Origin of the sequence: Actinokineospora sp. (genome assembly GCF_050699995.1) — a bacterium.
GTDB lineage: Bacteria > Actinomycetota > Actinomycetes > Mycobacteriales > Pseudonocardiaceae > Actinokineospora.
This window is the reverse complement of sequence record NZ_JBOHGC010000542.1, coordinates 1-3,494: the sequence shown is the minus strand read 5'-3', so window position 1 is coordinate 3,494 and position 3,494 is coordinate 1. Positions and strand designations below refer to the sequence as shown.

The following is a 3,494-nucleotide window of genomic DNA, read 5'->3' as shown; positions in this document are numbered from 1 at the left end:
CGGCTCCACCCCGGGTCGCTGTGAGCGCATGCTCAGGAAGCAGCCTCTGCCTCGGTCTTGCCCTGCGTGCCCGCGTTCGCGCGGGCGATCTCGACCAGCGCGGTGAACGCGGTCGGGTCGCTCACGGCGAGCTCGGCCAGGATCTTGCGGTCGACCTCGACACCGCCGACCCGGAGGCCCTCGATGAAGCGGTTGTAGCTCATGCCGTTCTGGCGCGCGGCGGCGTTGATCCGCTGGATCCAGAGCTTGCGGAAGTCACCCTTGCGGGCCCGACGGTCCCGGTAGGCGTAGTTGAGCGAGTGGAGCACCTGCTCCTTGGCCTTGCGGTACAGCCGCGAGCGCTGGCCGCGGTAACCGCTGGCGAGCTCGAGAGTCGTGCGGCGCTTCTTTTGGGCGTTGACCGCCCGCTTGACGCGTGCCACGGTTCCGTCCTGTCGATCTAGTGGGCGGAGTGATCCGCCCGGTGGGCATTCGGGGGTGTCTTAGCGAGCAAGCATCCGGTTGAGGCGCTTCTCGTCGACCTTCGCGACCTCGGCGGTGCCGGAGAGCCTGCGGGTCAGCGAGGTGGGCTTCTTCTCCAGCTTGTGGCGAAGGCCCGCCTGCTGGCGGCGGAGCTTGCCCTTACCGGTGACGCGGACTCGCTTGGAGGCCCCGGAGTGGGTCTTCATCTTCGGCATGTTGATTCCTCGTCTCGTGCCGTCCCGAGCCTGGGTGGCACTCGGGGCGGCAGCCAATCGGGGCGTACGTCGACCGGTGGACCGGTCAGGGCTCCTCGGTCGAGCTGTCGCTCAGTTCGTCGGAGTCCGCGCCCTCGGTCGCCTTGGGCTTGGGCTTGATGTTCTTGTGCGGCGCCAACACCATGATCATGTTTCGGCCGTCCTGCTTGGCGGACGACTCGACGAAGCCCAGCTCCTGCACGTCCTCGGCGAGCCGCTGCAGCAGTCGGAAGCCCAACTCGGGGCGGGACTGCTCGCGGCCGCGGAACATGATGGTGACCTTGACCTTGTTCCCGTGCTCGAGGAAGCGAACGACGTTGCGCTTCTTGGTCTCGTAGTCGTGGGAATCGATCTTCGGCCGGAGCTTCTGCTCCTTGATGACGGTGAGCACCTGGTTGCGCCGGGACTCCCGGGCCTTCTGCGCGCTCTCGTACTTGAACTTTCCGAAGTCCATGAGCTTGCATACCGGCGGGCGCGCCTGAGGTGCGACCTCCACGAGATCAAGGTCCGCTTCCTGCGCCAGACGGAGGGCGTCCTCTATGCGGACGATTCCGACCTGCTCGCCGTTGGGTCCGACAAGTCGGACTTCCGGCACGCGGATGCGGTCGTTGATGCGTGTCTCCGTGCTGATGGGGCCTCCTCGGTCCAGTGATATGACAGCGCGCGAGTGAGGTCCCCTGAACTACATCGAGCCCCGATGCCTGATGGCATGCGGGGCCCGCTTCCGACCGATCCTCGACACTGGCGTCGTCAGACACCGTCGAGTACACCAACAACACACCGGATGAACGGTGGTTTTCAGTGACCGGACCCGGCCGCCTCGCGGTGACTCGGGTGGGAGCGGGGGCTCCACTTTGCCGCCCCCGCGCTAACGGGGGCTGGTCGCACGTGGAATCGTACCAGAGCTTGACACCCTCCCCTGCCAGAGGCCGGGGATTCCAACAGCGACTACCGCACGAGGAGGAGGTCGCGCTGAGGTTCACGGTTCTCCGGCCCACCCAACGGTGGGCCTCCCCGTGCAGTCACGGCATGCCCTGCCGCGAAAAGAACATTCACCGCAGCGTTCACATCAGCGTCGCAGGCGAAGCCCGGCCCAGCTCGGCGCCCAGGGCTCCAGTGGGCGTGCTGCTCCACTGCGAGATTCCACACAAACCGGGCATGCCCGCAATGCTCCAGCGACACTCGCTCCTGAGCGGGAGTCGGCTGAAGCCGGAACCGGGACATGCCGATCAAACTAGCGACCACCACCGACAAAACCACGGGAGATCCTGGTGAACGAAAGTCTCGAGGAGAACGACCGGGACCTGGCGAGTATTCCCAGCGTGGAGGTGATCAGCCGGGCCGCGATGATGCTCATGTCCGCCTCGGCGGAGCGTCTCGGGCTGGCAGACGCCGATCCGGAGAGCAGCCCGCACCGTGACCTGGACGAGGCGCGGCGGCTCATCACCGCGCTCGCGGGGCTGGTGACCGCTTCGGTCGAGTACCTCGGGCCGCACGCCGGGCCGATCCGCGACGGTCTGCAGTCGCTGCAACGCGCGTTCCGTGAGTCGTCGGCGTTCCCCGACGAGCCTGGTCAGGGTCCTGGGGAGAAGTTCACCGGCCCGGTTTACTGACCGCAGTCACGAGTCGGCAACGGCGAACACGGAGACGCGGAGCAGCGTCTAGCTTTCGCGGGTGACCACAGTCGAAGCTCGGACCCCGAGGACCCGTGTCCTGGTCTGGACCGCCCTGCTCGTCCTTCCGGCCATCGCCCTGCCGTTGTTCACGTCGCGGATAACGGTGGTCGACCGATCGATGCCCTGGATGCTCGGCCTCGCGGTTCCGGTGGCCGCTCTCGCGGCCCTCGCGGTGATCTGGCGGTGGCCGGACAAGGGATGGCGGTGGGTGCTGGTCGCCGAGTCCCTCTGCGCCCTGTTCGTCGGGTTGCTGGCGACCACCACCACCGACCGCGCGGTGGTCGTCATATTGGCGAGCCCCGTGGGGACGACGGCGCTGGTCGGTGTCCTCGGCGCGGCCGGTTGGCTCGCCCACTCGGGTTCGCGGGCGCTCGCCGCGGCGGTGGCCGGTCTGGCGGCCGTGACGCACGGGCTCCAATACGTCGTCGGCCTGGCCGATTTGGGGAACCGGTTCACGGACTTCACTTCCCTGTTCGCCATGGCGGGAGTGGCGCTGCTCTGCGCCTCGGCGCTGCTGGGCCTGAACGTTCGGTTCCGCGGCGGCCACGCGCGGCTGACCAACGGTGTTGTCATCGCGGCGGCGGCGGCGGCGTCCCTCCTCCCGCTCGCCTTCGTCGTCATGTCCTGGGTTCTGCCGCTGCCCCTCGACGCCCTTGAGGACCTTCCCGCGCGTTTGCGGCAGGAAGGCTCCGTAGCCCTGCTGGTCGCGGCGGCCGTCGTCGCGGTCGCCGCGTGGGCCGGACCACGCCTGGCCCTCAGCGCGCTCACGCTCGGCGCCTTGGTGGCAGGCGCCGTGACGGTGAGTCCTTACGTCGTGTTCATCGACATCAACGAGGACATGAGCGAACGGGGCCCCGGGTTGAGCTCGACGGCCTGGCTGTTGATCCTGACCGGGCTCGCCGTGGGCATCGCGCTCGCGCTCGCCCCGATCAGGGGCCATCTAGCCTGAGTTTCCCCCTTATGTGACTGGTTGGTGTGTCTTCCGTTGCGGTGCTTGGGTTTGGTTCCCGCATGGTGTATTACCTAGATATGCCGTCGATCGTGGGTAAGCGTCAAGGTGGGCAGACCTACTACTACTTGGTGGAGTCGGCCAGAGTCGAGG

At 67.4% G+C, this 3,494-nt stretch carries 6 protein-coding genes; 2 read left to right on the top strand and 4 right to left on the bottom strand.

The window, feature by feature from the left end:
• Positions 1 to 32: 32 nt before the first annotated feature.
• From rplT to ACRDSQ_RS26610, 4 genes are all read right to left on the bottom strand, one after another.
• The gene (gene rplT / locus ACRDSQ_RS26625) at positions 33 to 422 is read right to left on the bottom strand and encodes a 50S ribosomal protein L20 (RefSeq protein WP_431424731.1); all 390 of its coding nucleotides are present in this window, start codon (positions 420 to 422) and stop codon (positions 33 to 35) included.
• Between the two features lie 60 nt (positions 423 to 482).
• A complete protein-coding gene (rpmI, locus tag ACRDSQ_RS26620; protein ID WP_187223199.1) occupies positions 483 to 677 on the bottom strand; it encodes a 50S ribosomal protein L35 in 195 nt (64 codons plus the stop codon).
• Positions 678 to 762: 85 nt separating this feature from the next.
• Positions 763 to 1,365: a translation initiation factor IF-3 gene (gene infC / locus ACRDSQ_RS26615; RefSeq protein ID WP_431424734.1), complete on the bottom strand. Its 603-nt coding sequence runs from the start codon at positions 1,363 to 1,365 to the stop codon at positions 763 to 765.
• A gap of 299 nt (positions 1,366 to 1,664) precedes the next feature.
• Entirely contained in the window at positions 1,665 to 1,940 is a 276-nt protein-coding gene (locus ACRDSQ_RS26610) for a helix-turn-helix domain-containing protein (RefSeq protein ID WP_431424733.1), read from the bottom strand.
• Between the two features lie 47 nt (positions 1,941 to 1,987).
• On the opposite strand from ACRDSQ_RS26610, the gene ACRDSQ_RS26605 reads away from it, so the two are divergent.
• Positions 1,988 to 2,329, top strand: coding sequence for a DUF1844 domain-containing protein (locus tag ACRDSQ_RS26605; RefSeq protein WP_431424729.1), 342 nt, complete (start codon positions 1,988 to 1,990; stop codon positions 2,327 to 2,329).
• A 61-nt stretch (positions 2,330 to 2,390) separates the two neighbouring features.
• Entirely contained in the window at positions 2,391 to 3,341 is a 951-nt protein-coding gene (locus tag ACRDSQ_RS26600) for a hypothetical protein (RefSeq protein ID WP_431424728.1), read from the top strand.
• Positions 3,342 to 3,494 lie beyond the last annotated feature (153 nt).

Excerpts from the sequence above, each read along its gene's own strand:
- rpmI (WP_187223199.1), bottom strand. The coding sequence starts at position 677 with ATGCCGAAGATGAAGACCCACTCCGGGGCCTCCAAGCGAGTCCGCGTC.
- ACRDSQ_RS26610 (WP_431424733.1), bottom strand. The coding sequence starts at position 1,940 with ATGTCCCGGTTCCGGCTTCAGCCGACTCCCGCTCAGGAGCGAGTGTCG.